We start from the raw sequence: 24,759 nt of genomic DNA, 5'->3' as shown, positions 1-24,759 counted from the left end.
GAAATACAAGGAAGAGAGGCTTTCACGTGACAGATTATTTAAATGTAGGAAAAATTGTGAACACACAAGGAATCAAAGGGGAAGTTCGGGTCATTTCGAAAACGGATTTTCCAGAAGAACGTTATCAAAAAGGGGCAACGTTACTGCTATTTCAAGAGAAAAAAGCACCAATTGAATTGGTCGTGGAGTCCCACCGCAAGCATAAGAATTTTGACATTTTAAGCTTTGAAGGACATCCAAATATCAATGATGTTGAAAAATATCGTGACGGTATTTTAAAAGTTGCAAAAGACAATCTCGCTGAATTGGGAGAGGACGAATTTTATTATCACCAAATCATTGGTGCCACTGTTTATGATGAAACCGGTAGTGAACTGGGAAAAATTAAAGAAATTTTATCTCCTGGTGCGAATGATGTGTGGGTCGTCCAACGACCAAAGAAAAAAGATTTACTTTTACCGTATATTGAAGGCGTTGTTACAAAAGTCGACGTCGAAAATCAACGGATTGATGTGGACATTCCAGAAGGATTGATTGACGATGAGAATTGATGTATTAACTCTTTTTCCTAGAATGTTTGAAGGACCAATGGGGGAATCAATTATTGGGAAAGCTCGGGAAAAGCAGTTATTAGAATTGAATGTCTCTAATTTTCGCGATTTTTCAGATAACAAACACCAAACGGTCGATGATTATCCGTATGGCGGTGGCGCGGGGATGCTTTTAAAAGTACAACCGATCTATGATAACCTAAAGGCAATTGAAGAAGAGACAAACCAGCAACCAAAACGGGTCATCTTATTAGATCCAGCAGGAAAACCGTTTAATCAGAAAATGGCCGAGGAATTTTCACAAGAAGAACATTTAGTTTTTATTTGTGGACATTATGAAGGCTATGATGAGCGAATTCGCACGATGGTCACAGATGAAGTTTCATTGGGGGATTACGTTTTAACAGGGGGCGAATTAGGCGCAATGGTCATGATTGATGCGACAGTCCGTTTATTACCTGATGTCTTAGGTAACAATCTTTCTGCACAAACGGATTCACATTCCACTGGCCTATTGGAGCATCCACAATATACCAGACCTGCTATTTTCAACGATATGGAAGTCCCTGCCGTGCTAACGAATGGTAACCATAAATTAATTGCAGAATGGCAACTAAAAGAATCATTACGACGGACCTTTTTACGTCGACCTGACATGTTGGAATCAGTAGAAATGACGCCTGAAATGTTGAAGTTATTAGAGGAAATTAAACAAGAAGAGCAAAAATAAGGGAACTTTCAAGAAAATTCTCTTTACAGCTTATTTTGTCTGTGGTAAACTAATTTGGTGAGTGCAATGCGCTCTAACTATTACAATATTCCGCTGTGGCAGAAGTGACCATAAGAATATTTGGGAATAAGGAGAAGGATAAAATGAATCCATTAATTCAAGAATTAACACAAGAACAATTACGTACGGATATTCCTGCGTTCCGCCCTGGTGACACTGTTCGCGTTCATGCGAAAGTAGTCGAAGGTACTCGTGAACGTATCCAGTTATTCGAAGGTGTTGTAATTAAACGCCGTGGTGCTGGAATCAGCGAAACTTACACAGTACGTAAAGTTTCAAATGGTGTTGGTGTGGAACGTACATTCCCATTACACACACCACGTGTTGCTCAAATTGAAGTGGTTCGCTACGGTAAAGTACGTCGTGCAAAACTTTACTACTTACGCGCATTACACGGAAAAGCAGCTCGTATCAAAGAAATCCGTCGTTAATCTTTACTATTCGACAAACGAACACCCTCTTGCTCAGCAAGAGGGTGTTTTTTTGTGTAATTAAGTAGAAAATCAACATTGACTTTTTTTGAAGTCGCATAAGTGTGAAAAGTCCTTGTCTAACAAGGACTTTTTGCTTTTCTCAAGATCAAAATTTTGGACAATGATTCAAAAATTTCCTCAAATTGTCCTAGCTTTTCTCAATTTGATGATTAAGGTGGTCAAAAGAGTGTCAAATAGCAGAGAAAAATTGACGGCAGAAGTCATCCGAAAAATATCAAAATGTTGACCGAATTTTGCAGTTTTGAGCCAAGGCTTGCAAAAAAGAGCGGGCTTTTGAGAAAATACCAAAACAATTACCTTTTACGAAAAAGGGATTGTGTCACACTGTTCCAAATAGTTATTTAGAGGTACATTATGAAAAAGTAGATAGAAGGGGCATTCTGGAAAATATGAACGAGCTTTAATTACTTCTTAAAATTAGTCAATTTATCGAAGAAAATAGCATAAAAACATGTAGTCAATATCAAGAAAAATTAAACGAGTTTCCCAAAGAAGTTCCCAGTGTCTGGTTTATTATTCAAAGATATGGCTCTTGGAATAACTTATTAAGAAAAATTGATAGGAAAGAAAATCAACATTATCAATGGAATCACCATTCAGATGAAGAGCTTATTGACATCGCACGTTCATTTATCGAGAAAGAACAAATACGTTCACAAACTGCTTCATTAAAAGCGAAAGATTTAGTTTTGAAAAAGAATGGTTCCGTTTCACGTTTTTTTGTTCGAATTCTTGACATAGAATCGAAAAAAATCAATTAAAGAAACTGTACCATGAAAGTAAAAAAGAAAGAATCAAAAAAAGCGAAAATGGAACTTGCGTTAGAAGAAGTCTTGTGTGGCTTTCCGAGAAAAACAGCTATTGATTCAATTATAAAGAATAAGATGATTCAAGAAGATACAAGTGAATGCAAAAAAAAGGAAAGTTCCCAGATTATTAACGATATAGGGAGAAATATAGTGTATTTAAGGAATTTGAGTGACGGTAAATAGTTGATGAATATATACTTTTTTAGTAGAAGAAAACTACTAATAGGAGGTATAATATTGAAAAAGAGAATATGTATTACTACTGGGGTTGCAATGTTATTAGGATTATCACCGATATTAACAACAGGGGCTACAGTATACGCAAATGAAGAGAGTAACTATGTACAAGTAAATTCTACAACAAAAGAGTTAGAGCAACGGATGGAGGCGCTAGCCAATCAATACAAAGGAGTTTCTCTATTTGAAACCGAATTCAATAAAGAAAATATGACTCCTGTTCAATTAGAATTATATAACAAAGTTTTAGATCTACAATATGATATTGCTTTACAAAATGGAAGTACAAATGGGATGTCTAGAGAGCAATATAAACAATATCTATCAAACGCTATGCAAGGTTTTATAATACAACCTAGAAATGCTGGACATGGTTTGATTTCTGTTGACGTCTTAGGAACAGTTTTAGATACTGCGCTTAATGTTGTATTAATTATCGGAGGTTTTGGGTCAGTGTCTGCAATGGTTAAAGCATTGGGTCAAGAAGGTGCAAAGAAATTTGTAAAGAAAGAAATGATTCCAGTAATTATTAAAGAAAGCGAGAAGCTAGGAATAAAAGGCGCGAAAAACTATTTACAAGATAAAGCAGTTGGATTAATTATTAGTGCGATTCTAAGTCCTGGAAAGCAGGCTGCAAAATTATTAGATTCTATTGACAAAATACCCAATAATGGCTACATTGAATTAACTTAATAGAGTTTACGAAAGGATTGAAAAAGATGTACCTTGTAATAGGGTTAATCCTAATAATCTTTATAGTCTCAGTTTTTATCGCTACTATAGGGATTTTGAATGAAAAAATAAAGAATAAATTCTACTTATTTGTTAAATTTTCGTTTAATATTTCTATTGCTTGTATTTTTTTAGGTGGTATATCTTTTCTTTATGCTTACTTTGTTTTTGACGAGTTTAAAAATTTTAAAATTATCTTGATATCCATATTTTTATTTGCAATCTCTTACAAAGGTTATATGGATAAAAAAAATATTTTCCATGAAGATGTATGATACTAGACTTAATTAGTAAGAAGGAGACATATTGATGGTTCAACTAATTTCTATTATTCTTGCGTTTTTGATTATATACACTTTATTTAAAACAAGAGAAACAAGTAGTTCTTCAAGAAAATTAAGAATGTTAGTGTACACTTTTTTTGGGATAATTTTTCTATTAGGTTTAGTAAGTGTCGTACTAGGAACCTATGGGCTGCTGAATTCTTATAACATTAGTGGAAATTGGCGTATAAATATGTCCTCTATTTTAGTTGTGTTGGCTGGATTTTTACTAGTTGTACTTTCTTATGTTGGTATTTCAAAATTTAAAATGAATTGTTAGGTGAATTAAATGAAGAAAGTTATCTCTACCATTTTACTAGTAATCCTTTTTGTGGGATCAGGTTATGTGGTAAACGCTGCTCCTGAAATGAAGAGTTTGGCTAATTTCGAAACGAATGATCAACATTATGATTTACAAGGAATAGAGCATTCTTTTGCTAAAGTGTTGAACTTTAAAACAAATAGAAAAGATATTACAGCAAAAACGATACTAAAATTTGTATATCCAAAAAAGACAGACAAAGAATTTAATAATGCTTCTGTGTCTATTAAAGATTGCATTCGCTATGCCACTTCTATTGGGGTAAATATGGAATGGCTTGATGCAACGAAGAATGAACTTAATTTCAACCAAGTGAAGAGTGAGCTTGATAAAGATCATCCAGTATTACTATGTTATAAACCAAACAAAACCGATTGGATGGAACCTTATTTATTAGCTGTAGCGCATGGATACGTATACGTTGCTCCAGATGGTGAAAATATTAAAGAACCATTTATGAGTACAAGTATCTGGATGTCGAACTATATCTATCCTTCTAGCCTGACTACGTTGACGAATAAAAATAAGTTAACTGTTACGGATTTTTCAGTGAATAATACACCGCAAAAAGATTATACCTTTATAGGTATGATTATTCTTAAGTAAGAGAGGTTGAAAGGACCGTGAAAAAATACATTTTAGGGATAGGCTTGTTTTTAACAAGCCTTTTGTTTGGAATTAATGCTTCAGCAATGGATGGTGATAATACTCCACTGTTCATTCAAACAAAAGAAGTACCTTCAGAATTGAGGATGTATGCACAGCAAGATTGGCAATTTTATTTTGAGAACTTGTCTGTAGTGGAAAATACAGAACCTTTAAGTACAGATGATTTTTATTTGGGGCAGCCATTTACTTTAACTAATGAAACAGATACTCAAACAGCCTATTTTCCTATTATCGATAAAGAATCTGGGCTTATTCATGATTTATTAGAAGTTTCTTTAATGAACAATACGCCATCGCTAACGATTTCTAGTCAGTTTGTTGAGCTGTTAAATAGACTAACACCTACAGCAGAAGGTACCAGCTTTTCTTTGAACCTTGATAGCGAGAGCCACCAACTTCTGTCTGCAGAAGAACCAACTCGTGAACAAGCAGTTGATATTAAGCAATCGGTAGACAACTTTAATAGAAAGAAACGTTCTGTACCTGATGATACGGTTCCAGAGTATAATCGAAATATTATCCCTAATTGGATGATTACAGAAACGCAAGGATTAGAACCATGGTGTGCATTTTATACGTTATCTACAATGATTAATTCGATTGAAGGGAAAGCCATAACCAATGCAAAAACGCTCATCAAAAAAGCTTTTCGTACTGCCTCAGAAGCAGAATTAGTAGATGGGAAGTATATTACAAGTAAACCTTTTGCACATACCGTTCAAACTATGCAAAAGGAATATGGTTATACTTTGGATATAAAAAATAGTCGATTGACACCAGCGGAAGTTCAAACACAAATTGATAAAAAGGCTCCAGTGTATGTTCATTTAGACAACGTTACTCAGAATTATAATCCTGCAAAATCACATGGAGTTACTGTCATCGGTTATATTATAGCCAAAAATAATACGTTAGATTCTTATTACTACTTTTGGAATCCTTGGTGGCAAAAAGTGATGTTAACTAATCAAAAAGATATGAGTAACTGGAAATTAAATGATAATGTTTATTCATGGAAGTATTCTGGTATTAATTTTAGAAAAGAACCAATAAATTATGCAATGAAAGGTAAAATTGCTACTTTATTATCAAGAGCTACTTACTATCAAACTGGAGAAAAAATTCCTACTGATTTAAGAAATAAAGAGTACATTATCAAGGATGTAAAAAGCATTTCACAATCGAGTTCTAAGGTAGCTTATTATTTAGAGGGGATAAATAAGTGGGTATTAGAGCAGGATGTAAAAGAGTTTCCTACGCCACTGCTTAATAAAAAAGTAACTTTATTATCAAAAGCTAGTCAATATCAAACTGGAGAAGCAATTCCAACTAATGTAAGAAATAAACAATATACCGCTCTAAAAGTGAAACCTTTTAGACGCTCTAATTCAAAATTAGCCTATTTTCTTTCAGGAATTAACAAATGGGTATTAGAACAAGACATTCGGTAGTCATGCATGTCAGAAGTAATTCTCAATTTCAAAAGAGTGTGTTTTTAGATAATAAAAATCAGTAAGAAAAATTTTAGTAATGGTTCTCCCCTAAGTAACTGTCTCTATTATATATTTAATTCAGTTTAATGTTTAAAAGGAACTGGCGAAGAACAAAAGAAAACACAATTCTAAGAAGTTTGCGTTCTTTTAAGATGGGATAAACGTTAAATAGGGATTTTGATAGCAAACTATCTTTAATATCGCTATAATTGTAACCAACAAAAAAAGAAAGTAGGGACTTAAACATGGAAATTACTTTTTCTAAAAAATCAAAGTTCTTCTGTTTGGCAATGACGTTACTTATGGCATTGAGTATATTTGCTAGTGCTGGTGCAAGTGTTTATGCTGCTACGAATGAAAATTTAGAGAGACAGCCATTGAATACTGTTGAACAAGAAAAATTCTCTAGAGAATTTGAAAACGATTGAAATTCCATTTTTGATAATGCAGTAACCTATGATGATTTAGGTAACGTCGAATCTTTAAATTTCAATGTTTTATATGCTAAATATGGTCATGCGGCTGAGTTAACTAAACTTGAAAATCAAGTAAAAGAAGATATTCAACAAACGCGATTTAAACGTGCAGATGCCAAGCAATGTGCTATCACAGCCATCCAAGATACTTTAGGAGTTTCTGCTATACAAGGTCTACTTAGTGGTGGTATTGTAGGTCTTCTACAAAGAAAAGCAGCCGCAGAAGTAGCTAAGTTGGTAGCAAAGTATGCTTTTAAAGGTCTTTTGCCTGCGGCAGCAGCAGCGTCACTAATTTGGAGTTTTGGAAGGTGTATGTGGTTTTAATGAAAAATAAAGATGTGGTTTTAGTGTTATATTCGTTCTTTGTAATATTACTAAGCTCTTGTATTTGGTTTTTAATTAAAGGAGAAGCCTTTCAAAAAGTACTATTAAATTCTTTTGCGATTTCTGTTGTAGGAACCATTATTTTTGTAATAGGACTTTATGTTAGTAAAATAAAAAAATAAATCACAATTAAGGTTCTGGTTGTTATTAATCTATCTCATGAAGCATTAGATGAATTAGTTCTAGAAGTACCTGTTGTACTAGTTAAAAATACTGTTAAATCAAATTTTTTGTTTAAAAGAATCATTAAGTTGGTGCCTAACTATAAAATCAGATCAATTGACTAAAATCCAATAACATTGGGGGATACTCTGTAAATCGTGTGTCGCAGTACGTTAGTCTTGTAATAAATATTAATTAGGAGGGGTTTCTATGAAAAATATTTTACTTTCTATTCTAGGGGTATTATCTATCGTTGTTTCTTTGGCGTTTTCTTCTTATTCTGTCAACGCAGCTTCTAATGAGTGGTCGTGGCCACTGGGCAAACCATATACGGGAAGATATGAAGAAGGACAACAATTCGGGAACACTGCATTTAACCGAGGAGGTACTTATTTCCATGATGGGTTTGACTTTGGTTCTGCTATTTATGGAAATGGCAGTGTGTATGCTGTGCATGATGGTAAAATTTTATATGCTGGTTGGGATCCTGTAGGTGGAGGCTCATTAGGTGCATTTATTGTACTACAAGCGGGAAACACAAATGTGATTTATCAAGAATTTAGCCGAAATGTTGGAGATATTAAAGTTAGCACTGGACAAACTGTTAAAAAAGGACAGCTGATAGGAAAGTTTACTTCTAGTCATTTACATTTAGGAATGACAAAAAAAGAATGGCGTTCTGCTCATTCTTCTTGGAATAAAGATGATGGCACTTGGTTTAACCCAATTCCTATACTTCAAGGAGGATCTACGCCTACGCCTCCAAATCCAGGACCAAAAAATTTCACAACAAATGTTCGTTACGGATTGCGGGTCCTCGGAGGTTCATGGTTACCAGAAGTAACCAACTTTAACAATACCAATGATGGTTTCGCAGGTTACCCTAATCGTCAACATGATATGCTTTATATAAAGGTAGATAAAGGGCAAATGAAATATCGTGTTCACACGGCTCAAAGCGGATGGTTGCCTTGGGTAAGTAAAGGGGATAAGAGCGATACAGTAAATGGAGCGGCAGGTATGCCTGGACAAGCAATTGATGGTGTTCAGCTAAACTATATAACTCCTAAGGGAGAAAAATTATCACAGGCTTACTATCGTTCACAAACTACGAAACGATCAGGCTGGTTAAAAGTAAGTGCAGATAATGGTTCTATTCCTGGACTAGACAGTTATGCAGGAATCTTTGGAGAACCGTTGGATCGCTTGCAAATAGGTATTTCACAGTCAAATCCATTTTAAATTTAGAAAATGACAGTAGGATTATGCATTTAATAAATTTTAAAGAGGTGAACGAGTATAAATAGAAATACAGTTACTATACTAAAAAAATCGTTTATTCTACCTTTACTTGGCTTATTCTTTATAGTTGGTACCAATGCTTTTGCTTCTGAAGATTACAACTTACTTGGAGTGAAAAATTATGATCAGTATGCCTTAGGAGCGCCTAGTGGGTGTGAGGGGGCTTCACTATTACAAGGCTTACAGTATAAAGGAAAAATTCCTGATTGGGACTTAATCAAATTTTTAAAAACAATTCCTATCTCTCCTAATGGAAATCCTTATGATGGATTTGTAGGTAGTCCTTTTGTTGAAAACTCATGGACTTACTCTGCTATCTATCCTGTGCCTTTAGTAAAATGGGGAAAAGTATATGGAGATGTACAAGATATGTCAGGTCATTCTTTAGATGAATTACTAGAGGAAGTGAAAAATAATAATCCAATTGTTGCTTGGGTGACGATAAAATTTCAACCGGCACGATGGGGAATATCGGATTTTGGTAAAGCGGTAAATAATAATCATGCAGTGACATTAGATGGCTACGATTTAAAAAATGGAACGGTTCACGTATCTGATCCGATTTCCGGTAAATATTGGATCAATAAAAATACCTTTGAAAGTATATATAATGAGAGGAATTTTGCAGTTGTAATTCGTTAAGTCCTATTTTTCAGTACTATATGGGAATAAATGAAAGCACCTTTAAAATTAAAGTCATACGAGAGTGTACAGAAAAGTTTTCCTTTCTGTACACTCTGTTGTTGTATTTTCTTATATGAGTATATTTAGTGTTTATAAAACATAACAAAAAAACAAAGGAGGAAAGTAAAACAAAAAAATCTCTCCAGTTTTTAATATAGTGAAATTAGTTTAATGGTTAAAACAATTGAAGGCAAGTTATTAATACTTATAGGCTCTGCTTTAAACTATTATATTAGATGTCATTAAAACAATTAAGAGATTTAAAAAGACAAAAACAAAAGAACAAACAGCAAAAATATTTTTTTATTTTTAGGTATTATTTCTAAATTTATATAAAGCTTAGTCTCTATAAACAGTTACCTTAGATTAGTTTTTTAGTTCAATGCATTTTTATATTCATTTGTAGATAAAAGTTAGATTTCTATATAAATGTACTTTGTAAAATATATTTTCAAGCAAGAGAAATTGAGGAGGAACCAAAATGGATTATGTAATACTTATTGGCAGTATTATTGCAGCGATTGGCTTGATTCTTTTAATGATGACAACAAGATTTGTTTGGGGGTGGAATTGGGGTTATCCTTACCGTACCACGAATAAACCTTTAGCAATTATTGGCTGGCTATTAATAATTATCGGAGTAGTGATAGTTCTTGTTAAAGCTAAATTGAATGGACAATTAGTATAAGTATGAAAAAGAACAAAAAAGGCTAAACTTATACAATACTTCGGTTACAAATATTATAATAGTACGTACAAAATCGTCACCACCTATGTACTAACTCCTGCAGAAGTTGTAACAAAAAGATGCACTTGGAAATGAGGTAGAGGGTAGTTATTCGTATAAGTATTCTGCCGACTTTGTAAAGTAAAATGGAGAACATCAGAAAATAAATTGGGAAGTTTCAGGTAAAGTTCCACAACCATTTGAAGCTAAGTCTTACATAAAAGCAGAGATAAGTAATAAAAGAGTGAATTATACTGTTTAAGTTTCTCAAACTAACGTGCCAAATAAAGTAGATACTAAACAAGTAAAATATACTAAGAATAGAGGACAAATTCATCCGTCGATGAACTTGCCCTCTATTCTTAGTGACTTTAAAAGTGTTATTCCCAATCCATTTCACCGGTTACAACTTTAGCACTCATTTCAAGGTTTCCTTCTGGTAATTTTGGATAATAGTTTTTCATTTTAGTGATAATTTCACTGCTTACTTTGCTCTCTTTCTCAGCTGTAATAAATTTTTCAATATACTCTTTCGTAAATTTAATATTTTGGGGCATAAATTGGTTTCCAGCTTCAAAATGACCAGGAATAACTGTTCTTAGTGATAAGGATTCTAATTCACTTAAATCATTTATCCATTGTAATTGACTGTCAATAGATTTAGTGTCAGCCATAAATAAGTGGCTACCAGTAGAAACTAAAATACCGCCTACCAATAGTTGATCGTTTTTATTATAAAGTGTTTGTTTTTTTATATCATTACCAAAGATTTCAAACTCTACGTCTTCTAAATTAATTGATTCCTTTATTTCATTTGGAATAATAATTTTGTCTGGTGCGTTCTCCTTTAATGTATCTGCCCATACGGATAATTTTGATTTATAAGTGTCTTTAATCCGTGAAATCGTAGAAGCTGTGGCTACTACATTTGCTTTAGGAAAAGATTTTTTTATTTGATTTGTTCCAAAGTAATAATCAGGATCACTATATGAAATATAAATTGTTTCAATATCAATATTGTTTGACTTTACAAGTTGGACAATTTTATCTGCGTCCTTTTTTGAAAATTGCGTATCTACTAAAAGTCCCTTACCGTTTTTTTCGATAATTGTTGCAGTAGAGCCAAACACGGGATCAGGATTCATTATTAAATAAGTAGCATCGATACCTTGTATTTTTTTGTACATTATATTTTCCTCCTCATTAGAAGTCTTAGTGCTTATGCTACTGTTATTATCTTTTCTCATATTATAATTTGAGCAAGAAGATAATAACAAAGAAGTAAGTCCAATAGAGAATAAAAGCAATCCTATTTTTTTCATAAAAAACCTCTTTCTTTTTCCTGATATTAATGTAACTGATTAAGTTACATTTGAATTATATTTAATTTTACTGTTTTGGTCAAGCAAAAAAGGCATGAAATAAAAATTGTTATTAGTGAAGTACACACATCAGCATATATTGAATTTTTTGTTGTACAAATTTATTTAGTTAACAATTATCAAGAAAGCAAATGCTTACAGATTGAATCCATTAGCATTTGGTAAATATAAGTAAGTACTCAAGTTGGGAAGGTGATTTATTTATATATAAGAATATGTAAATAAAGATATTGACAAATTAAAAAAAGGTTGATAAGATATCGTTGTTAAAACGTAATCATTACGATTTGTATTTTTTATCTGTAATGCACAATTGCGTGTTACGGTTTATTAGTGTATCAATAGTATGTTTTAAATATTCAAATCTGATTACAAATTAGGAAAGTATTTTAGAAACGTTTATAATTTAGGAGGTAATAAATATGGCTGTACCAGCGAGAAGAACATCGAAATCAAAAAAAAGATTGCGTCGAACACATGGAAAATTAATAAAACCTGAAATTTCGTTTGATGAGAATCTTGGTGATTATCGTAAAAGTCATCATGTATCTTTAAAAGGCTATTATGGTGGAAAAAAAGTGATGGATAAAAAATAGGAGGTAATAGTATTGAAGAAAATGAATATTATTTATCCGCCACTTGTGGAACAGAGCTTTAAATTTTATCAAGATTATGAACAAGAAAGATATGATAAGTCTGAATTATACAGAATAATGGTTATGAAGAATATTATTAATGAAAATGGCACTCCAACAGAAGAGGCTCTTAAAAAAGGATTAGTTAAAGACTTTTATGAAGAATATGATTTATCTTTTGAAGAATTTTTAAAATTGTACCCATTTTTTAAAAATTATGACCCTGATTATTTCCGGAAAATAGATGGTTTTTGGGAAGTTCCTGTTTGTTTAAAAGAAGAATTAATATTATTACTGAATGACAAAGATTGTGACTATGATGTACGGATTCAAATTCAACAATTTCTTGAAGAAAGGTGAGTAAAGACAAGATGTTCAGAAACAAATGGAAAAACAGTTCACTAATTCTTAATAAAAATGTATAGAAAGGGTCTGATGAAAAAAGGAGACATAATAGTTATTATCTTTTTAATAGCTATCTCTTTTTCTCCATATTTTATTTTTTTTCATAATAAGCCATTTAACTCCAAAAGTTTTGACGACACTAAATATGCTGTGGTCAAGATAGATGGGAAAGAGATTGAGCGTATAAATTTAGATGATTCAAAAGAATTTATCAAAACATATTATCCATCAAAAGGGCAATATAATACTATAGAAGTTAAAAATGGGCACGTTCGTGTAAAAAAAGATAATAGTCCAGATCAAATTGCGGTGAAAACAGGATGGATATCAGAACCAGGGCAAACTAGTATCTGTATTCCTCACAGATTCATTTTAGAAATTGTTCAACAATATTCTAAGGATTATTATATTTACTAAAATCCTTTTTTAGCATGTATGCTAAAAAAGGATTTGTTGGATTTATTTTAAAAAAGTAATTAAAGAAGAAAATCAAGTGAGTAAAATTATTATTCAGAATTTATAAAGCGTATAGTGAAGAAGTTGTTATAGATATGAAACAGAAAATAACTCCTAATTTTCCTACTTACGTCCTTTGATAACTAAATAAAAAATTATCAGGCCTTTCCGTGAGGAGTATGTTTTAGTTACGCCAAGACAAAAAAATAACTTCGAATGAATATATTTCTAAAACAACTTAACTATCAACTAACGCCAAGATTCGTAAACGCATTAATGATGCTTCCATAAGGCTCGCCATTATAAGCAGAAAATCAACATTGGCTAAGACCAGAAATACTTCCTTTAGTGCTCCGAGTTGCTCTAATATAAGACACCAAATTGATAACCATTTGCTTGATAAAACTCTATTAATTGTGGCAATGCTTGTTTTGTTAATTCCTTATCTACTGAATCATGCATTAAGACTACTCTAATATTATAATCCGGATAAACCTCAAGTGAATGTTGATGGAAAGCGAGCATTTCTGCGACTGTAGTAGGCTGTCTGTCTAACGGCTCCGCATCCCCAACCATCGCATTCCAGTCAATCCAATGGATGCCAAGTTGTTTGAATAATTCATCAGATTTTTCTGTACCTCCCCATGACATATGACCTCCTGGGTATCGCCAGAGAGTTGTTTGAAATGTTTCGCCCAATATTTTTTTAAGAGAGTTCTCCATGGTTGCTATTTCCGCTTGTATTTCTTCAGTGTTGACAATCCCGTTTGGATATAACGTTGCATAATCATGAGTTGAACTATGAAAGCCTATTGAATGTCCTTCTGCAACTTCGCGTTTCACTATCTTTTGATTTTCGGAAGTTAGGGTATTTCCTACAAGAAAAAAAGTTGCGTGGACGTTATACTTTTTTAATGCATCTAGGACTTGTGGGGTTATTTGATTATTAACGCCATCATCAAAGGTTAAGAATACTAATTTTTCACCTTTGTAAGGTTCTTCTCCAGTTATATATTTTCTGATTTTGTCTGCTGAGTAAGCATATTTTTTTGATGAAATAGTCATGTGTGTTGATTCCTTTTCTAACTTGGTCGGGGAATCTTTTTTTGCAGTTGAATTTTTAGTCGATGTCTGCGTAGTATCATCATTTTTACTTGTTATCTTGGGTTGAGTTAATAGGAACGTTTGAATGAAAACAAGAACAATGAGGATTAACGCACTAAATAATACATACCCGTTTATTTTGAATTTTCTTTTCTTATGTCGCATACTTTCACTCCTCTTTGATTAATGAAAAAGTTAAAAAATACACCTCCACGTTATACAAAATTGAACGTCCTATTAGTTATAGACGAATTTGAGGACCAAAAAGTTTCAATTTTTTCAATTTAGTTAGTTGTTTATTTAATAAAAAATAAAAGGTTGCTAGAGGATGAAAGGAGTATACTTTATTTATCTAGAAGAGTAATCGGAATGAGAAAGGGCTGTGGAAATGGATCATCAACAGGTGTTGAAAAATGAAATTAAACAATATTTAGTGAGTAAAAACTGTGAGAAGACGTATTATCATTGTATGGAAGTTGGAGAGTATGCCTATCAACTTGGTGAAAAATATTTAACTAGTCCAGAAAAAGTAAGTATTGCAGGATATTTACACGATATCTCTGCGGTTTATCCAAATAATCAGAGAATTAATGTCGCACAAAAATATGGGATTGAATTAAACGAAGCAGAAATGGCCTTTCCAATGATAATTCATCAAAAAATTTCTAAGTCTATTGCGAAAATGGATTTTGGTATTGAAGACAATGAAATTTTATCAGCTATTGAATGCCATACAACACTGAAGAAAAACTATTCGGACATAGATTTAGTTTTGTTTGTCGCTGATAAAATAAAGTGGGATCAAGAAGGGAAGCCACCATACTTAGATGGTTTATTACAAGCTTTAAATTGTTCTTTAGAAAATGCCGCATATTTCTATATCGATTATATTTTGAAACACGATATTAAAGTTGTGCATCCTTGGTTATGGGATGCTTACAATCAACTTAAATTGACAATTAAATAACAAATAAATATAGCCGTTTTTAGTCGAGTTTTGCTGGTGAGAAAAGGGGAAAAGTAGTACAGTATTCTTGTCAGAAAGAAGGGATTCCCAATGAAAAAAATAATCTTGATAGGTCTTTTATTGAGTATTTTATCAGGATGTTCTTCCAACAAAAATGGTGACAGCACTGCAAGCAAGCCGACAGCAACATCAGAAATGAAAGCACCTGTTACCGTTAACAACAGCCAAGCAAGTCAAATGAGCACGGAGTCAAAATCTAGTACGACTCAAAGTAATTCTTCTGCTTCTAGTAAAGCTGAAAATCAGTTGTGGTCTGCGCAAAAAAAGGCACAACTACAACAATTTATGGCTGATTGGGGGCAACGGATGAACCAAACGTATAAAGAATATACACCAGGAAATTCAATCAATTTTAATGGCGTCCAAGCGCCTGATGGTCTAGTAGGAAATGTTACTATGCAACCAGCGATTGGTCAGCATCCCATTTATTTAGAATGGTCTGAAAATGGACAAGTGAAGGATGGATATGCGTTAGTTGCTGTTTACTCTGATGCAGAAACGCAACCAGAAATGCAAAAGCATTTGTATTTATTCACCATCGTTAACAATCATCCCTTAGTTTTAGTGACGATGCAAAATCAAGGAGATCCTTATGGCTATCTGTATTTTGGAGCAACAGATAATGCAGAGTTGAGGGCTGGCTTTGAAAAAATTGTAGGTGCCCCGTCAATTACTAAAGAACAAATCCCAAATATTTCAGTCAATCCGTGGTCTTCAAAAGAGGAAGCGATTGATTTTTACGAAGGAATGTATAAAAACACGGCAAACGAAATTTCAACTCAAATTGACTGGCATAACTATCAGCGGGCAAATTGGCGCGAGGTAGAAACAAAAGGCGACACTATGACATTACATTTTGCCAACGTGGGCGGTGCTGGGGGCTCATATACACAATTCACGAAAGTTGGTACGAATACTGTTGTTGTATCGTTTGATGGCAATGCTTCTTATCCCGATAACCCAAGTAGCGTTTTACTCGTGCAAAACAGTGATTATAAAGTTTTAAGGACTTTGAATCAGTAATAGGGGAAATACATCGTTTACTTAAACATAGGCAAAGGCGGGTTGCTTACCTTTTTATAAGTAACCTGTCTTTGCCTATGTGCTATTTTTTTGGATAGAGGTGCTCAGAGTAGGGGATGTTTTTCTGGGAAGTTTTTATGCTAGATCTCTATTTGACTAGGCTCAAATAGATCTGAATCAATCGTTGAAGTGATATCTGTTTATATAAAGATAGGCTAAATTGTCATTTTTTTACGAATCGTCGTTCATGTTAAAATAAATGGAGAAATGTTTTAGTATTCATAGTAAGTATTTTATCGTAGAATAAAAGATATACTAACAATGGAGCGATGAAAATGCTAAAAGAAGAAAGATTAAATGCGATAGTCTCTCTAGTAGATCAAAAAGGGGCAATCAAAGTTACTGAAATTATGGAACGATTAAATGTTTCGGATATGACTGTTCGTAGAGATTTGACAGAATTAGAAGCAGCGGGGCGTTTAAAACGAGTACATGGAGGAGCTAGCAGTTTAAATACATATCGTCCACATGAATTGTCTCATGCTGATAAACAAATTATTAATAGTGTTGAAAAAAAAGAAATTGTCCAAAAAGCATTAAGTTTAATTCACGAAGAGGAAACTATCTTCCTAGGACCAGGAACAACTATTGAACTTTTGGCCGAGGCAATGGAATTTAAACATTTAAGAGTAGTAACAAACTGTTTGCCTGTGTTTGAAACGTTAAGTAAAAAAAAGAATGCGTTGACCATTTATTTGGTTGGTGGAGAAATGCGACTTTTAACTAAATCTTTTTTTGGTGAAATCGCTAATAAAGCATTAGAAGAAATGCATTTTCATAAAGCATTTTTTAGTTGCAATGCGTTAAAAGATAATAAAATTATGACAGCCACTATTGAAGAAGGACAAACACAAGCAATTGCATTAGATAACTCAATAGAAAAATATTTGTTAATGGATACTTCTAAAGTAGAGAAACAGGATTTTTATTCTTTTTATCAATTAGAAGAAGTGACAGCGGTAGTTACAAATAAAGATAAATTTGACACATCTAAAGTATTGGAAAAAGTTGTCAGGGTGATCTACTAAAAAGAAGAGGTGCAGATGCACCTCTTCTTTTTAGTTCCCCTTATTGAGCTTTTTGAGCATAAATAATATTTCGCTTCTTCATTTGTTTTGCATACCAAATGAAAATCAGTAGATAGGCGACTAGCGCCAGACATGCGTATAAAATAAATTCGAGTTGACCTTGTGATGCATTGCCGACTAAGTATCCTAAGAATTTTTCCATTGGCCCTTCCATGGTAGTATGTGAAATTAAAGTATTATTATTTAGACCCGCTGGGAAAGCGCCAACTTTTTTTGCGGTTTCGGTAACGAACGGTGCAATTAGGGTACCAGACCATAAGAACAAAGGTAATTCGATTGCTCCAATGATAATCATTCGGATGAGTTTACCTCTTGTAACTACTAGTAGAGCAGGGGTTACACCCATTGCAATAATTCCGCCAAGTGGTAAAAGTTTATTGCCAGGTAGGACAATGGCTTCTAATAGCATAATTGGAGCCAATACGTTAGCTGCTGCCCAGATTTCAGCACGACCAGCTAAGAAAGGCCAATCTAAACCAATATTAAGTGTACGCCCTTTTAATTTATTCGAAGCAAAATCAGTAATCCCTTGGGATAAAGGCTCAACTGCAGCGATAAACCAAGTTCCAATTAAAGAGAATAGTTCCAAACAGACTGCAGCCGTAAAGGATAGAGAAAAAATTTGCGTGGGTGTTTGGCCAGCTAAAAGACCCACAAAAATCCCTAAGTAAATCCCGATGGCAAATTTTGATCCCCAAAAGCCAATTTTACTATTCAATTTGGCAGCGTCAAAATCGTATTTGTCTAACCAAGGAAAAAGCTTATCAAAAATTTTATCAAAAACCATAATGATTGGGTTCATCATATAGTTCATATGTGTGGTAGTCATAGGATTGGTATCTGGGGCGTTAAGTAAATCGTTAAACGTTGGTTTCATTAAGTCAGAATTGATAATTTTTAAAACACCTATGAAAATAACTAAGATTGTTGCAATTATTAAGTTTGCGCCACAAAAAATAGCAAATAAACCAACAATCGATAGATGCCAAATGTCGAAAATATCCACATCTAATGTGTTTGTTTTATTTAGAATTAACATAATGACATTGACAATCACCATAATTAAAAGAAAGTAAAGCGTGTAAGGAGATCCCCAAGTGATGGTGGCTAAAGGTGCCCAACCAACATCAGTAATATTTAAAGAAATTCCTGTACGTTCTACGAAAGAGGCCATTGCATCTGAGAAAGCAGTAGTTAAAATTCCTATAATAGCACTGATACCAGTTAAAGCAATTCCTAGTTTAAGACCACCTTCTAATGCGCGAGTGGGTTTTACCTTAAAACAAAGGGCAATCAGTGTTAAAACAATAGTCATTAAAGGAGCAGCACCTAAATCAATTAAAGGTTTAAAAATTGTATTTGCTAGGTCAATAATCGTATTCATTTATTTTCTCCTTCATAAGCTAAGATAACAAAATTTTTATCTTAGTTTTGTTATTGTTGACAATGAAGCGTAAGTAATTAGTCTAAAAAGGAAATCATTTGTTTAAAGAGTGAATGATACTTTCCATTTGTTGATAAACAGGTTCAGCCATTGCTGGAATTCGATAAAGAATTGCGCCTGCATCAACTACAGGAATCGTGATTGGGAAACCCAAATCTGTTTTGGCGATTTGGGCGAAAATATCATAATGGGATAGCATCTCTTGATTGATATCTTTAATCATTACGGCATCGCAAGAAACTTGGTAGCCTCTTTTTGATAATTCTGTTTCTAATGCAGATTTGATTTGATGGCTAGAGTTTACCCCAGCCCCACATGCAGCTAAAATTTTAATCATGTTAAATCTCTCCTTTAAAATTTTTTTGTAAAAAACGATAAACTTCTTCTTTATCTTCACATTGAAAAAAAGCCAATAGTGATGAACGGTCTGTCGTGTTAATAAAATCCATGATAGTCGCTAAAAGACCCGTTTGTTCAATACCGTTTTCATTTAAAATCATGAAAAGAAAGGAAACAGAGAGCGTTTCATCTGGGATAATCATGTTATGAAATGATAAGGATTGTTTCAATTTAATCGGGATAATTCTTGTCGTCCGTACAAAGGTACTTTCGGTATGCGGAATGGCGATATTCGGTAGTGCAGGATCAATCGGTGTTAAACTTAAACCAGTCGGATAGTTATGTTCTCGTTCCAATAAATTAGTTAGAAAATCAGGTGTAACTAATTTCTTTTTTAACAAGTCTAAATAAACTTCTTCAAAAACTTCTTCTTGTGTTTTTTTGTTTGAAATATAGGTAGTATCTAATGAAAAAATCGATGTTTTAATAACCATAGAACCCCTCGTTTCTTTAATATATTATTATTTATTTACAAGTATAATATAAAACGCTTTCAAAAAGATGTCAACACAATATTAAACAATAATAAACAAAAAAGAAAATAAATGTTGAATAAAGTTCGATATTGTTTTATTATGTTTTCGAGAAGGGGATTTGAGTTTAAAGAAAGGGACAGAATTTTAATAGTAGATACACGAGGTAAGGAGGAAAACAAAATGCGTGTCATACTTGGTTCAGATTTAGATGGAATAAAATTAAAAGCAGAAATGAAACAATACTTATTGCAAGAAAAAGTTGAGGTAATCGATAAAAGTGAAAGTGCTTCGGAAGACTTTATAGAAGCAACGCTTGCTGTTGCTCATGAAGTTTTAAAGGATACTGAAAGTTTAGGAATCGTTTTTGATGGTTATGGGGCAGGTAGTTTTATGACTGCTGCTAAAATTAAAGGAATGATTGTCGCTGAGTTGTCAGATGAGCGTTCTGCATATATGGCGCGAGAACACAACAATGCTCGGATGATCACGGTGGGCGCAAAAATTGTTGGAACGGAACTAGCCAAAAACATAATAAAAGAATTCTTAACAGGTCATTATGCAGGCGGGCGTCATCAAATACGTGTAGATATGTTAAATAAAATGGCTTAACAAATAATAGAAAGGAAGTGTTTTTATGAAAATTGCCATTGGTTGTGATCATATTGTGACGGATACCAAAATAGCAGTTTCTGATTTTTTGAAAGCAAAGGGATATGAAATTTTAGATGTAGGCACGTATGATTTTACTCGAACTCACTATCCTATTTTCGGAAAAAAAGTGGGAGAAGCCGTAATGAGCAATCAGGCTGATTTGGGTATATGTATTTGCGGAACAGGCGTTGGAATTAACAATGCGGTTAACAAAGTGCCGGGTATCCGTTCTGCTTTAGTTCGCGATATGACTACAGCGTTGTATGCGAAAGAGGAATTGAACGCAAATGTTATTGGTTTCGGTGGGAAAATAACAGGAGAATTCTTGATCTGTGATATCGCTGCTGCCTTTATTGAAGCACACTATCATCCAACAGAAGACAACGAACAACTAATTGAAAAAATTAATCAAGTTGAAAAACAACATCCAGAACAACAAGATGCGCACTTTTTCGATGAATTTTTAGATAAATGGCAACGAGGAGTCTATCACGATTAGTACGTAATCAATGAGGGTTATTTGAGAAAGCGGTCTTAAATAATAATCATTGGTATTTGAGTTAAATTCCCCTTCATTAATTTTTATTGCTGTTTTAATGTGGCACTGTAAAGAGCATTATTAAGAAAAAGAAGTAACAAAGGAACAAATTGAAGGCTATACAGGTAACCATAAAAAGTACACGAGAAAAGAACTCGTGTACTTTTTATGGTTTCGCTGCTTGTTTTATTTTAGTAATTATTTTTCTATAAAAATAGTCCCAGAATTATTAAAATAATCCCGATAACTAAACTGCCGATGCCAGAAGCCGTACCATATTTTTTACCTAAATTTATATCAGTAGTATTTTTAGGAATCAAGTTTGAGAAAAAATAAAATTTTTTTACCAAGATTAGATATGCAACAAGTAAAAGTAATAATCCTAAGAGAAGATAACTAAGATTTTCAGCTAATAAATCTAGATGAGCTAATAACAATATCCCCAAAAAGAGGCCTACCAATCAATATTTCATCGTTTTTTCTTTTGCTGACATATAAATATCCCTACTTTACTTTTTAATTTATCAAGAGCATAAAACCATAGATTCGATATAAGTTCATTTTGTTGTATCCAAAAGAGGATGACCTGGAATGACCTATATAATTAGAAAATTGGAGTGATATATAGTTATTTTACCATAGCTTAAATGAGTTGATTAACTCCGAATAATGTACAACTATGTACACCTATTGTGGGTGGAATGTGTGTTGGGACTTTGCTAACCTAATAGTTGAAAAAATGAATCAATAAATTTAGAAAAGGGACTATTCAAAAGAAACTTTTTTGGGAATTGCTATATTATTTATTTTTTTAAGCGTAATCAACTAAATGTTTTTATGGATAAAGAAAGTCATTGTTCCTTGTCATCAAGCTACAACAGCCAAATTCATTAGAACTTTTTTAGTGAATGACTTTAATTTTAGAAAGGTACTGTTGTTAAACATTCATGCTATCAAAGGAGTGTGAGGCGAACGAAGCAAATATTTTCATTTTATAAAAGTTGTATTATGGACTCTTAAAAAGAGGTGATTTAAAAAATTTTGAAGTAGAAATGTTAAGAAAGGAGAGAGGAAATGACTTATTTAGTTCTGGTCAGTCATGGCGATTTTGCTAGAGGATTAAAAAATTCATTAGGAATGTTTGCTGGCGATGATATAGAGACAGTCAGAGTGTTTGGCTTACAACCTGGTGAATCTACCGATAATTTTGGTAAGCGGTTTCTTTGTGAAGTTGAAAAATTACCGCAGGAAACGAGGCTAATCGTTTTGGCTGATATTGTAGGCGGGAGTCCACTTGCTACTATTTGTAAAGTATTAGATAAGCAAAAAATGCTAGAAAATTCTCTGATTGTTGGAGGAGTGAATTTTCCAATGGCTTTAAATGCGCTTCTATTGAAAGAAACTAGTGAATTATCTGATTTGAAAAAAATGATAGTAGCAGATGCTTGTCATGGCATTAGAGAGTTAACTATAACTGAAGGCGATATAACTGAAGAGGATATCTAAAGGAGAAGATGAACATGTCAATTTCTTTTGTTCGAATCGATGATCGAATGATTCATGGCTTAATTACTTTACGTTGGACTAAAGAAATGCCTTGTGATGGCATTATAGCTGTGAATGACAAAGCAGCAAGTAACCCTATTTTAAAGGAAGCATATAAAGCAGCTGCACAAGATAAAAAAACCTTTATTTGGACAATGGCGCATTTTTTTGATGTAAAGGATAAAGTATTAGCGTCTAAGTCAAAATACTTTTTGATTACAAAGAGCCCTTTGGATATGAAAAAAATTTTGGTGGATTGGCATTTTGTTCCAAGTGAAGTAAAAATGATTAATGTTGGACCGGGAAATGACCGCGAAGGGACAATTAAATTAGGGGATAACCAATCCTTTACAGCAGAAGAAGCAGCGGCTTTTGAAGAAATTGAAAAGGCTGGTTACAAAGTGGATTTTGCCTTGTTACCTGATCAACGAATTGGTTCTTGGGCGCATTTTAAAGCTAAATTTGGTTACTGATTCTAGAAGTTTTGAAAAGAGGAGAGTAGTATTATGACAATCAACTGGATACAAGCGGCTATTTTAGGCCTATTTGCTTGTCTGTGTTCAAATTCTTGTATGGCTGGACAAGCGGTGGGAAATTATACGATTGGGCGTCCTTTAGTCGGCGGATTAGTTTGTGGCATTATTTTAGGAGATTTAAAATTAGGAATCGCTTGTGGCGTAGCAATGCAATTAGTTTACATTGCTTTGGTCACACCTGGAGGCACAGTGTCTGCTGATGTGCGGGCAATTTCATATATCGGGATTCCTTTGGCGATGGTGGCGATTTCGACCAAAGGGTTAGATCCACTTGGCGGCTCTGCAGCCGACCTAGCTAAATCGGTCGGCACATTAGTTGGAACGATCGGAACGGTATTATTTTATTCTGTTGCTGCGTTAAATTTAGTTTGGCAATCGTTTGGTTGGAAAGATATAAAAAAAGGCAAGCTTGATCATTTATATGCCATTAATTTTGGTTGGCCGTGGATTTCTCATCTACTTTTTTCCTTTTTGCCAACCGTGATTTTAACCTATTTTGGGGCTACGGCTGTTACAGCAATGAGAGATGCATTACCTATGGATGGTCTTGCAATGAAAACGCTTTTTACTGTAGGTGGCATGCTTCCGTGTGTGGGAATTGCAATTTTGTTACGTCAAATTGTTAATAAGAACATTGATTTTGTACCTTTTTTTGTAGGGTTCACATTAGCTGCTTCATTAAAACTCAATTTAGTCTCAATAACGATTATTGCGCTTCTTTTTGCTGTAATTTTTTATAAAATTGCTTTGATTAAAAACAATACTAAACTGGTTGATTCAACAGGAAGTCTGACGAATGATGATGAAGAGGAGGACATATGAGATGGAAGAGTTGAAAGCAAATAAATTAGACCAAAAAACGTTAAAGCATTCTTTTCATTTATGGTTTTGGGGAGCGTTAACTTGTTTTTCACAACAGCATATGCAAACCTTCGGCTATCTTTCTTCAATGCTTCCTATTATCAAAAAACTTTATCCAAAACATGAAGACCAAGTGAAAGCCATTCAAGCATATACAGCTTTTTTTAACACAAATCCAATGCTTGGAACGGTCATTGTTGGTGTGACTGCTAGTATGGAAGAGGCTAGAGCAAGTAAGAATGAAATTGATGGAGAAACCATTAATGATATGAGGGCAGGATTAATGGGGCCAATTGCAGGGATTGGTGATTCATTAGTTGATGGTACCTTAATTCCTATCTTGTTAGGAATTTCCTTAGGAATGTCCACGGGCGGTTCGCCAATTGGTGCCATATTTTATATTATTGTTTGGACGTTAATTTCCTATTTTGGCCAACGCTTTTTGTATTTTAGAGGCTATCATTTTGGCGATAAAGCAGTAAGTTTCTTAGTTGGGAAAGAAGGAGCCGCCGTTAGAGTTGCTATCGGAGTTGTTGGTAGTATGGTTGTCGGTGGGGTCCTTGCATCTTGGGTAAATGTGACTACTTCTTTTAAATTAATAGGTGCTGACGGAAAAGTTTTCCTTAAACTGCAAGATAAAATTGACAGTATTTATCCAGGATTATTAACGATACTTGTTACCTTATTTTGTTGGTGGTTAATGTCCAAAAAACATGTTTCCGCTATTTGGACGATGCTTATTTTAGTTGTTATTTCTCTCGTTGGCGTTTTATTAGGTGTTTTCAATCCAGGATTAACTTACTGAACAATCACCAAAAAGGACTCTAGCTGTTAGAGCAAACTGACTTTTGCATAAAACCGATAACGAAAAAGCTAATAAATTAAATTCTTACTCTCTAAGACACAGAAAAAGTCTTGTGATTAAAATAAAAATATATAAAATAGAAGAAATTTAGAGACTAGCTTCTATTTTA

30 protein-coding genes are annotated in these 24,759 nt (G+C 33.5%); 24 read left to right on the top strand and 6 right to left on the bottom strand.

The genetic code is table 11. The features are described 5' to 3' along the window. Positions 1-26: 26 nt before the first annotated feature. The 12 genes from rimM to IGL13_RS07700 all read left to right on the top strand — a co-directional run bounded on the left by rimM (position 27) and on the right by IGL13_RS07700 (position 10,116). The gene (gene rimM, locus IGL13_RS07755) at positions 27-551 is read left to right on the top strand and encodes a ribosome maturation factor RimM (protein WP_002357172.1); all 525 of its coding nucleotides are present in this window, start codon (positions 27-29) and stop codon (positions 549-551) included. Then, positions 541-1,281: a tRNA (guanosine(37)-N1)-methyltransferase TrmD gene (gene trmD, locus IGL13_RS07750; protein ID WP_002381776.1), complete on the top strand. Its 741-nt coding sequence runs from the start codon at positions 541-543 to the stop codon at positions 1,279-1,281. The genes rimM and trmD overlap by 11 nt, the downstream gene beginning before the upstream one ends. 143 nt (positions 1,282-1,424) lie before the next feature. Further along, positions 1,425-1,772: a 50S ribosomal protein L19 gene (gene rplS / locus IGL13_RS07745; protein WP_002357176.1), complete on the top strand. Its 348-nt coding sequence runs from the start codon at positions 1,425-1,427 to the stop codon at positions 1,770-1,772. Positions 1,773-2,608: 836 nt separating this feature from the next. Beyond that, positions 2,609-2,827: a hypothetical protein gene (locus IGL13_RS07740; RefSeq protein WP_002371972.1), complete on the top strand. Its 219-nt coding sequence runs from the start codon at positions 2,609-2,611 to the stop codon at positions 2,825-2,827. 54 nt (positions 2,828-2,881) lie between these two features. Next, positions 2,882-3,574, top strand: a complete 693-nt coding sequence (locus IGL13_RS07735; protein ID WP_002391270.1) for a hypothetical protein — start codon at positions 2,882-2,884, stop codon at positions 3,572-3,574. Between the two features lie 651 nt (positions 3,575-4,225). Continuing rightward, positions 4,226-4,864, top strand: coding sequence for a C47 family peptidase (locus IGL13_RS07730; protein ID WP_002371966.1), 639 nt, complete (start codon positions 4,226-4,228; stop codon positions 4,862-4,864). A 17-nt stretch (positions 4,865-4,881) separates the two neighbouring features. Then, complete coding sequence (locus IGL13_RS07725; RefSeq protein ID WP_002371964.1) at positions 4,882-6,378, top strand: C47 family peptidase; 1,497 nt, start codon at positions 4,882-4,884, stop codon at positions 6,376-6,378. A 287-nt stretch (positions 6,379-6,665) separates the two neighbouring features. Beyond that, a complete protein-coding gene (locus IGL13_RS07720) occupies positions 6,666-6,848 on the top strand; it encodes a hypothetical protein (RefSeq protein ID WP_002371963.1) in 183 nt (60 codons plus the stop codon). 356 nt (positions 6,849-7,204) lie between these two features. Next, positions 7,205-7,402 carry a hypothetical protein gene (locus IGL13_RS07715; RefSeq protein WP_002371962.1) on the top strand — a complete coding sequence of 66 codons (198 nt, stop codon included), beginning with the start codon at positions 7,205-7,207 and terminating at the stop codon, positions 7,400-7,402. Between the two features lie 250 nt (positions 7,403-7,652). Beyond that, positions 7,653-8,684, top strand: coding sequence for a M23 family metallopeptidase (locus IGL13_RS07710; RefSeq protein ID WP_194180178.1), 1,032 nt, complete (start codon positions 7,653-7,655; stop codon positions 8,682-8,684). Between the two features lie 171 nt (positions 8,685-8,855). Beyond that, positions 8,856-9,386, top strand: a complete 531-nt coding sequence (locus IGL13_RS07705) for a C39 family peptidase (RefSeq protein ID WP_002378419.1) — start codon at positions 8,856-8,858, stop codon at positions 9,384-9,386. A gap of 523 nt (positions 9,387-9,909) precedes the next feature. After that, a complete protein-coding gene (locus IGL13_RS07700; protein ID WP_002371958.1) occupies positions 9,910-10,116 on the top strand; it encodes a hypothetical protein in 207 nt (68 codons plus the stop codon). A gap of 419 nt (positions 10,117-10,535) precedes the next feature. On the opposite strand, the gene IGL13_RS07695 is transcribed toward IGL13_RS07700, so the two are convergent. Then, the gene (locus IGL13_RS07695; RefSeq protein WP_010709519.1) at positions 10,536-11,477 is read right to left on the bottom strand and encodes a hypothetical protein; all 942 of its coding nucleotides are present in this window, start codon (positions 11,475-11,477) and stop codon (positions 10,536-10,538) included. 482 nt (positions 11,478-11,959) lie between these two features. Here IGL13_RS07695 and rpmF point away from each other — a divergent pair, with 482 nt between their 5' ends. From rpmF to IGL13_RS07680, 3 genes are read left to right on the top strand one after another with little or no spacing between them, the layout of a single operon-like run. Next, complete coding sequence (rpmF, locus tag IGL13_RS07690; RefSeq protein WP_002371955.1) at positions 11,960-12,133, top strand: 50S ribosomal protein L32; 174 nt, start codon at positions 11,960-11,962, stop codon at positions 12,131-12,133. A 21-nt stretch (positions 12,134-12,154) separates the two neighbouring features. Continuing rightward, positions 12,155-12,532 carry a hypothetical protein gene (locus tag IGL13_RS07685; RefSeq protein WP_002394546.1) on the top strand — a complete coding sequence of 126 codons (378 nt, stop codon included), beginning with the start codon at positions 12,155-12,157 and terminating at the stop codon, positions 12,530-12,532. Positions 12,533-12,589: 57 nt separating this feature from the next. Further along, positions 12,590-12,994, top strand: a complete 405-nt coding sequence (locus IGL13_RS07680; protein WP_002371952.1) for a NusG domain II-containing protein — start codon at positions 12,590-12,592, stop codon at positions 12,992-12,994. Positions 12,995-13,396: 402 nt separating this feature from the next. On the opposite strand, the gene IGL13_RS07675 is transcribed toward IGL13_RS07680, so the two are convergent. Further along, entirely contained in the window at positions 13,397-14,302 is a 906-nt protein-coding gene (locus IGL13_RS07675) for a polysaccharide deacetylase family protein (protein ID WP_002378417.1), read from the bottom strand. Positions 14,303-14,525: 223 nt separating this feature from the next. Between IGL13_RS07675 and yqeK the strand changes: the two genes are divergently transcribed. The 3 genes from yqeK to IGL13_RS07660 all read left to right on the top strand — a co-directional run bounded on the left by yqeK (position 14,526) and on the right by IGL13_RS07660 (position 17,275). Continuing rightward, positions 14,526-15,104, top strand: coding sequence for a bis(5'-nucleosyl)-tetraphosphatase (symmetrical) YqeK (gene yqeK / locus IGL13_RS07670; protein ID WP_002401404.1), 579 nt, complete (start codon positions 14,526-14,528; stop codon positions 15,102-15,104). Positions 15,105-15,194: 90 nt separating this feature from the next. Next, the gene (locus IGL13_RS07665; RefSeq protein ID WP_002378415.1) at positions 15,195-16,187 is read left to right on the top strand and encodes a DUF4767 domain-containing protein; all 993 of its coding nucleotides are present in this window, start codon (positions 15,195-15,197) and stop codon (positions 16,185-16,187) included. A gap of 335 nt (positions 16,188-16,522) precedes the next feature. After that, on the top strand, positions 16,523-17,275 hold the full coding sequence (locus IGL13_RS07660) for a DeoR/GlpR family DNA-binding transcription regulator (RefSeq protein WP_002369238.1): 753 nt from the start codon (positions 16,523-16,525) through the stop codon (positions 17,273-17,275). Between the two features lie 40 nt (positions 17,276-17,315). Here IGL13_RS07660 and IGL13_RS07655 read toward each other — a convergent pair whose 3' ends face one another. The 3 genes from IGL13_RS07655 to IGL13_RS07645 form a co-directional block, all read right to left on the bottom strand. After that, positions 17,316-18,719 (bottom strand): PTS galactitol transporter subunit IIC, encoded by a 1,404-nt coding sequence (locus tag IGL13_RS07655; protein ID WP_002357183.1) that lies wholly within the window; start codon positions 18,717-18,719, stop codon positions 17,316-17,318. Positions 18,720-18,813: 94 nt separating this feature from the next. After that, entirely contained in the window at positions 18,814-19,116 is a 303-nt protein-coding gene (locus tag IGL13_RS07650; RefSeq protein WP_002357185.1) for a PTS fructose transporter subunit IIB, read from the bottom strand. A 1-nt stretch (position 19,117) separates the two neighbouring features. Then, on the bottom strand, positions 19,118-19,612 hold the full coding sequence (locus IGL13_RS07645; protein WP_002357187.1) for a PTS sugar transporter subunit IIA: 495 nt from the start codon (positions 19,610-19,612) through the stop codon (positions 19,118-19,120). A 222-nt stretch (positions 19,613-19,834) separates the two neighbouring features. Here IGL13_RS07645 and lacA point away from each other — a divergent pair, with 222 nt between their 5' ends. Beyond that, positions 19,835-20,263 (top strand): galactose-6-phosphate isomerase subunit LacA, encoded by a 429-nt coding sequence (gene lacA / locus IGL13_RS07640; RefSeq protein WP_002357188.1) that lies wholly within the window; start codon positions 19,835-19,837, stop codon positions 20,261-20,263. A 25-nt stretch (positions 20,264-20,288) separates the two neighbouring features. After that, positions 20,289-20,804 carry a galactose-6-phosphate isomerase subunit LacB gene (gene lacB / locus IGL13_RS07635; RefSeq protein ID WP_002374591.1) on the top strand — a complete coding sequence of 172 codons (516 nt, stop codon included), beginning with the start codon at positions 20,289-20,291 and terminating at the stop codon, positions 20,802-20,804. Positions 20,805-21,049: 245 nt separating this feature from the next. Here lacB and IGL13_RS07630 read toward each other — a convergent pair whose 3' ends face one another. Beyond that, the gene (locus IGL13_RS07630; RefSeq protein ID WP_010709513.1) at positions 21,050-21,289 is read right to left on the bottom strand and encodes a hypothetical protein; all 240 of its coding nucleotides are present in this window, start codon (positions 21,287-21,289) and stop codon (positions 21,050-21,052) included. Positions 21,290-21,917: 628 nt separating this feature from the next. Here IGL13_RS07630 and IGL13_RS07625 point away from each other — a divergent pair. The 4 genes from IGL13_RS07625 to IGL13_RS07610 are packed head-to-tail and all read left to right on the top strand — an operon-like array spanning position 21,918 to position 24,590. Next, positions 21,918-22,349 (top strand): PTS sugar transporter subunit IIA, encoded by a 432-nt coding sequence (locus IGL13_RS07625; protein ID WP_002394544.1) that lies wholly within the window; start codon positions 21,918-21,920, stop codon positions 22,347-22,349. Positions 22,350-22,363: 14 nt separating this feature from the next. After that, a complete protein-coding gene (locus IGL13_RS07620) occupies positions 22,364-22,861 on the top strand; it encodes a PTS system mannose/fructose/N-acetylgalactosamine-transporter subunit IIB (RefSeq protein WP_002357192.1) in 498 nt (165 codons plus the stop codon). A 33-nt stretch (positions 22,862-22,894) separates the two neighbouring features. Continuing rightward, a complete protein-coding gene (locus IGL13_RS07615; protein WP_002357194.1) occupies positions 22,895-23,746 on the top strand; it encodes a PTS mannose/fructose/sorbose/N-acetylgalactosamine transporter subunit IIC in 852 nt (283 codons plus the stop codon). Beyond that, positions 23,721-24,590: a PTS system mannose/fructose/sorbose family transporter subunit IID gene (locus IGL13_RS07610; protein WP_002401402.1), complete on the top strand. Its 870-nt coding sequence runs from the start codon at positions 23,721-23,723 to the stop codon at positions 24,588-24,590. The genes IGL13_RS07615 and IGL13_RS07610 overlap by 26 nt, the downstream gene beginning before the upstream one ends. Positions 24,591-24,759: the final 169 nt, after the last annotated feature.

This window comes from Enterococcus sp. DIV1937 (assembly GCF_050535975.1).
In the GTDB taxonomy this organism is placed as follows: Bacteria; Bacillota; Bacilli; order Lactobacillales; family Enterococcaceae; genus Enterococcus; species Enterococcus faecalis.
Note: the sequence above shows the minus strand (reverse complement) of the source record. Positions and strands in the feature narration are given on the sequence as shown.